5 protein-coding genes are annotated in these 5,337 nt (G+C 62.8%); 2 read left to right on the plus strand and 3 right to left on the minus strand.

Annotated elements, in window-relative coordinates; genetic code table 11:
- Positions 1 to 25 precede the first annotated feature (25 nt).
- Entirely contained in the window at positions 26 to 721 is a 696-nt protein-coding gene (locus AC11W3_RS08355; protein WP_484090923.1) for a Smr/MutS family protein, read from the minus strand.
- Positions 722 to 745: 24 nt separating this feature from the next.
- Positions 746 to 1,600, minus strand: a complete 855-nt coding sequence (locus AC11W3_RS08360; protein WP_484090924.1) for an OmpA/MotB family protein — start codon at positions 1,598 to 1,600, stop codon at positions 746 to 748.
- 298 nt (positions 1,601 to 1,898) lie between these two features.
- Here AC11W3_RS08360 and AC11W3_RS08365 point away from each other — a divergent pair, with 298 nt between their 5' ends.
- On the plus strand, positions 1,899 to 3,809 hold the full coding sequence (locus tag AC11W3_RS08365; protein WP_484090925.1) for a GspE/PulE family protein: 1,911 nt from the start codon (positions 1,899 to 1,901) through the stop codon (positions 3,807 to 3,809).
- 1 nt (position 3,810) lies between these two features.
- Positions 3,811 to 4,662, plus strand: coding sequence for an HDOD domain-containing protein (locus tag AC11W3_RS08370; RefSeq protein ID WP_484090926.1), 852 nt, complete (start codon positions 3,811 to 3,813; stop codon positions 4,660 to 4,662).
- Here AC11W3_RS08370 and AC11W3_RS08375 read toward each other — a convergent pair.
- The coding region (locus AC11W3_RS08375; RefSeq protein ID WP_484092814.1) for a PilZ domain-containing protein at positions 4,646 to 5,337 on the minus strand (692 nt) is incomplete at its 5' end. The genes AC11W3_RS08370 and AC11W3_RS08375 overlap by 17 nt on opposite strands.

Genomic DNA, 5,337 nt, shown 5'->3' on the forward strand with positions numbered 1-5,337 from the left:
CTCTGCGTCTTTGCGTGAGGCTGGTTCAGCCCTGCCCCTCCTCCTCCACCTTCTTCTCCTTCAGGAAGATGACCACTGCGCCTCCGCCCCCCATGTCGCTCGGGGCCTGCACGAACTCCGAGACCATCCCCTTGCCGTTCTCCCTGAGCCAGCGCGCCACCGCGGCCTTGAGGACCGGCTCGCCGGGCGAATTGTTCCCCTTCCCGGTGATGACCAGCACCCCTTTCTGCCCCCGGTTGTAAGCCCCCTGCACGAACCTGGCGAGGTTTTCCAGCGCCTCGTCCTTGGTGAGCCCGTGCAGGTCGAGCTGCAGATCGATCCTGATGCCCCCCCGGCGCAACTGTCTCAGGCGGTTCACCGGCGCGGGGCGTTGCAGCTCCTCTTCTTCCGGCAGACCGTCGGCAAAGCGCACATCCATCTTCAAGGCCTCTACCGCCTGCAGGAAGACCCTTTCCTCCTCCGCGTCGCGCTGGGCCCGGACCGGTGCCGGCCCCTTGGCCGGTGGTGGCGGGGCGCTTCCCTCGTTCAGACGCCGCACGTCCGACATGGCGTCCAGGAAGAGGAACTCGTCGTCCATCTGCTGCCGCGTCTTGGGCTGCTCGGGCTTGGGCTCTTTCCTGGGAGCCGCCGGGGCCTTACCCTGCTGCTCTCCCCCCAGCGCCACCCCTCTCAGCGCCTTGAACGGCGAGATCGAGAACTCCTTTTCTTTCGGCTTTGGCATCTCTTTCTTCTTCATAACCCGCGCCTATTCCTTGGAAACGAGGACGATCTCGATCCTGCGGTTCTTGGCTCTGCCTTCCTCCGTGTCATTGGGCGCCACCGGCTTGTATTCGCCATAGGCCACCGCCGCCAACAGCGACGGATCAAGCCCCTGCTGCTGGAGGTACCTGGCCACGTTGATGGCCCGGGCCGCGGAAAGCTCCCAGTTGGTGGGATAGCGCTTGGCGAGTGCGCCGACGATCGGGATGTTGTCGGTGTGCCCCTCGATCCTGATCGCCTTGTCTTTCAAGTTCTTCAGGATGTCGACCACCTTCTGCAGCACGACAAGACCGTTGGGCTTCACCTCCGCGCGACCTGAGTCGAAGAGCACCGACTCCACCAGGTTCACGGTCAGCTTCCCCTTGAGCTCGGAGATGGTGACTTCGCCCTTGGAGATCTCGCTCTTCATGTGCTCGAGGAGGTCTTCATAGGTCCTGCTGGTCTTCTGGACCTCGAGCTCCTTCTGCTTCTGCAGCTGGCTCAGCTCATCCTTCAGCTGCTTGTTCTCGGCCTCCAGCTCCGAGATCTTCTGGCTCAGCTCCCCGATCCTGCGGTTCTTGGCGTCGGAGGTGGACTTGAGCGACTCCTCCAGCTCCTTCTTCCCTGCCGAGAGGGTGTTCCTCTCCCCGGTCACCGCGGAAAGCTCGGCCGTCAGCCGGGCCACGTCGGCCTTCAGCTGGCTGTTCTCGTCGGCCACCTTGCGGTACTCGGCCCGCTGCTCCTGGAGGCTCTTCGAGAGCCCCTCGGCCTCCAGCTCCTTTTGATGATAGGTGCCACTGGTGACGCACCCGGAAAGGGCAAGGCAGAAAACTGTCGCGAGACAAAAAAGGATACGCCGCATATTCACTCCTCCAGCCGCCTCATCTGAGCGGCTCCCCATGAACGGTTTGAAAATCTAATTATCGATCTGATACCGGGCTTTTCAATGATCCGCTTCCCGGCCCTGCGCCACTTCCGGAAAAACAGGAGCCGACCGCCCGCGCCCACTGCAGAGCGGCTTCGGCGGAAGGCACCCCCGATTAGCCCACTCCAATTGAGCATGGTATACTACCAAGGAACTTGGGGGGATGTCAATGAAGAGTCTCCCCGCCGGGTGCGGCTCCCGGGGAGAGTGTGGGGGGCCTATCAGGGGGAAGCCTATGGAGACCTATGGTAGCAACGACGGCTCGGACCGCAAGGGGGCGAGCGACTCCGGGCTGGAAATAGCGTCCTTGCTCATGAAGGCTGGATTCCTGGCTGAGGAACAGCTCGGTTACGCGCAGAGGGTGAAGTCGAAACTGGTCTCTCCGCGGACCCTGATCGCGGTGATGCTCGAACTGAACTTTTTCTCCAAGGAGCAGCTCCGGGAAACTCTGCGCAGCAACATCGTCTCCGTCAAGCTCGGGGCCCTGCTGGTGGAGCTGGGGTACCTGAAGAAGTCGGAACTGCAGGCCGCGCTCGGCATCCAGCGGGAGAGCGACGGGGCCAAGATGCTGGGGGAGATCCTGGTGGAGCAGCGCTTCATCGAGGAGTACACCCTGGCGGAGGTGCTGGCCTTCCAGCTGGGCTATCCCTACCTGGACCTGGAGCCTTCCGAGATCGACCGCAACCTCCTCTCCAAGGTGCCGCCCCACTGGGTCAACCAGCACAGCTTCATCCCGGTGAGGGAGGAAAACGGCCAGGTACTGGTGGCGATCGCCGATCCGCTGAACCCTGAGGGCCGCAAGACCGCCCAGAAGCTCTTCGGAACCAACACCATCTTCGCCATCGCCACCATGAAGGGGATCAGGGACGCCTTCAACACCCTGAAGCGGGGGAACATCCAGGCGGACGGGCCGGCCACCGACGAGCACACCGTCACCGGTATCGTCAACTCCATATTCGAGGAGGCCCTCAAGGACAAGGCGAGCGACATCCACATCGAGCCGATGCGCAGCGTGCTCAGGGTCCGTTTCCGCCGGGACGGAATGCTGGCCCTCTACAAGGATTTCGCCAAGGAACTGGCCCTGCCGATCAGCAGCAGGATCAAGGTCATGGCCGAGGCGGACATCGCCGAGAGAAGGCGCCACCAGGACGGCAGGATCTGCTACGAGAGCGCCAAGAGCGGCATGGCCCTGGACATGCGGGTCTCCTTCTACGTCACCATCTACGGCGAAAAGATCGTGCTGAGGCTTTTGAGCAAGAAAGGGGAGCAGCTCCTCGACCTGAAGGAGATCGGGATGCCCCCCCGCATGCTGGACAAGTTCATCGACGACGCCGTCGACACCCCCAGCGGGGTCCTCATCGTCACCGGCCCTACCGGCAGCGGCAAGACCTCCACCCTCTACAGCTGCGTCCACTACCTGAACAACCTCAACACCAGCATCGTCACCGCCGAGGAGCCGGTGGAGTACGTGATCGAGGGGATCGCGCAGTGCTCCATCAACCAGAAAATCGGCGTCACCTTCGAAGAGACCCTGAGGCACATCGTGCGCCAGGACCCGGACGTGATCGTGATGGGGGAGATTCGCGACAACTTCTCGGCCGAGACCGCCATCCAGGCCGCCCTCACCGGCCACAAGGTCCTCACCACCTTCCACAGCGAGGACAGCGTCGGGGGGCTCTTGCGCCTGATGAACATGAACGTCGAGCCCTTCCTGATCGCCTCCACCGTGGTCTGCGTCCTCTCGCAGCGGCTTTTGCGCCGCATCTGTCCGGAGTGCAGCGAGAGCTACATGCCGGCCCCGGTCGAGTTGCGCAGGATCGGCTACAGCAATAACGAGCTCAGGGGGGCCGACTTCAGGCTCGGGCGGGGCTGCTCGAAGTGCCGGTACAGCGGCTACCGGGGCAGGATCGGGGTCTTCGAGATGCTGATCATGAACGAGATGGTAAAAGACGCCATCCTGAGCAAGAGGACCTCCTACGAGATCAGGAAGATCTCCACCGAGACCACGGGACTGGTGACGCTGCTGGAGTCGGGGCTGTGCATGGCGGCGCGGGGGATCGTGTCGCTGCAGGATGCCGTGCGGCTCCTGCCGAGGATTGGGAAACCGCGGCCTATCGCCGAAATCAGGCGGCTTTTGGGGGAATAAGATGCAGACGCGACCGTTTGTGGATGTGATCAAGGAGCAGCTCGAGTCGGAAAGCCTGAACCTGCCGATGTTCCACCCCATCGCCCTGAAACTGCAGGCGGTGCTGGCGACCAAGGACTTCACCTTCGAACAGGTGGTGGCCCTGATCATCAAGGACCAGGCGCTCACCACCCAGATCCTCAGGCTGGCGAATTCCGTCATGTTCTGCGGCCTCACCAAGGTCACCACCATAACCGAGGCGGTGATCCGCCTGGGGGCGCGTGAGATCGCCAGCGTGGCCATGCTCGCTTCCCAGCAGAACAGCTACCACAGCTTCACCATTCCCGAGTTGAAGAGCCACTCCCAGGTCCTCTGGAAGCACGCCATCGGGTCCGCCATCGGGGCCAGGTGGCTGTGCGAGAAGACCGGGTACAAGCAGCTGGCACAGGAGGCCTTCATCGCCGGGCTGCTGCACGATATCGGGAACCTGTTGATCCTCAAGGTGCTGGAGGGGATGCTCCTGGCGGAGCCGGAGGGGAAAGGGATGTCGCGGGAACTGACCTCCGAAATCATGAGTGCCATGCACACCGATTCCGGCTGCGAGCTGCTGCAGAAATGGAACCTGCCGGAGATTTACTGCACCGTGGTCAGGGACCACCACAAGGAGCAGAGCGACACCACCAACGTGCTCCTCAGCATGGTGCGCCTGGTCGATAACACCTGCAAGAAGATCGGCATCGGCTCTCCTGCCGAGCCCAACCTGATGCTGGCGGCGACTTTCGAGGCCCAGGGGATGGGGATCAAGGAGATACTGCTGGCGGAGCTGGAGATCATGATCGAGGATGCCATGGACATGGTCACCTCCGCTGCCTGAGGAAGTCCATGATCCCGGTCTCGAAAACCCTGGCGATCTCGTGCTTTTCGCCTCTTTGATGGCTGAGCAGGATGGAATGGACCTCGCAGCCCAGGAAGCCCGTGACTATCAGTACTCCCAGCGCCAGGCGCAATGGTCTGAGCGGCGGTTTTGGCCTGACCGGCGCGGCCTCATCGCCCCCCTTGGGGGCCTGTTGAGACAGCTGCCAGAGTTGCTGTGAAGCCATGTACCCTATCAGGCGATCGCGATCGCCCTCGTCGATGAAGCGATAACGAAAGGCCGTGTTGAAGTAATCCTTGTCTGGCGAAGTCGTCACCTGCACCACCTCACCCACCACCTCCAGCACCTTCGCGGGCTGCGGCAGATAGATGCCCAGCTCCACCAGCATGCCCGGACGCAACCGCTCCCCCAGGTTCAGCCGTACTCCTCCGCCGCTGACATTGGCAGCCACCGGTGACGCGGCCTTGCGTTTCTCCAGCCGGGCCTGGATCTCTTCCCTCAACAGGCGGAGCTCTTCACGCTCTCCCGGCTCCGGCTCCTGCGCCGCGAACTCCATGGCCCAGCGCGACTGCCGCCAGTGCTCCTTGATCTCCTGGGGGAACTGGGAGGGAGGCAGCCGGTACTCCAGCGCCAGGTTCAGGTCCTGGCGGAAAAATTCGCGCGGCTCGAAGGGCG

This window comes from Geomonas sp., from assembly GCF_056994735.1.